The organism is Brevibacillus sp. LEMMJ03 (assembly GCF_007197875.1).
GTDB lineage: Bacteria > Bacillota > Bacilli > Brevibacillales > Brevibacillaceae > Brevibacillus > Brevibacillus thermoruber.
Genome location: NZ_VKJN01000109.1, coordinates 1 through 390, shown reverse-complemented (window position 1 = coordinate 390; position 390 = coordinate 1). Strand labels below are relative to the sequence as shown.

Here is a 390-nt window from a genome sequence, read left to right as displayed (position 1 = left end):
CGGCATGAAAGTGCCGGATGTATTGCTGTCAGGCAACCATCAGCTCATCGCCGAGTGGCGCGAGAAGGAATCGCTCCGGCGCACGTTTTTGCGCCGTCCGGACTTGCTCGATGAATATCCGCTTACAGACAGGCAAAAGCAATGGCTGAAAGAGTGGGAAAAGGAGTGCGAATAGCTATTGCCTGAGTCAACAGTTTATGCTATCATGTCTTTTGTGTGACCTTAAGCGATCTGCTTGAGGACGGAAAACGATGTTCCGCTGCAATGAAGAAATCATTGGCATGAACATCTGTGGAAGGAGTGGATCATGATGCATCATTTAATCCAAGAGATTACGAAAGAACAACTCCGGACGGATTTGCCGGATTTCCGCCCGGGCGACACGGTGCG

1 protein-coding gene and 1 pseudogene are annotated in these 390 nt (G+C 50.5%); both read left to right on the top strand.

The window, feature by feature from the left end; all coding sequences use genetic code 11:
* A pseudogene (locus tag FOI68_RS23020) lies at window positions 1-175 on the top strand (tRNA (guanosine(37)-N1)-methyltransferase TrmD); the annotation flags it as partial.
* A 135-nt stretch (window positions 176-310) separates the two neighbouring features.
* The coding region (locus tag FOI68_RS23015; RefSeq protein ID WP_143864440.1) for a 50S ribosomal protein L19 at window positions 311-390 on the top strand (80 nt) is incomplete at its 3' end.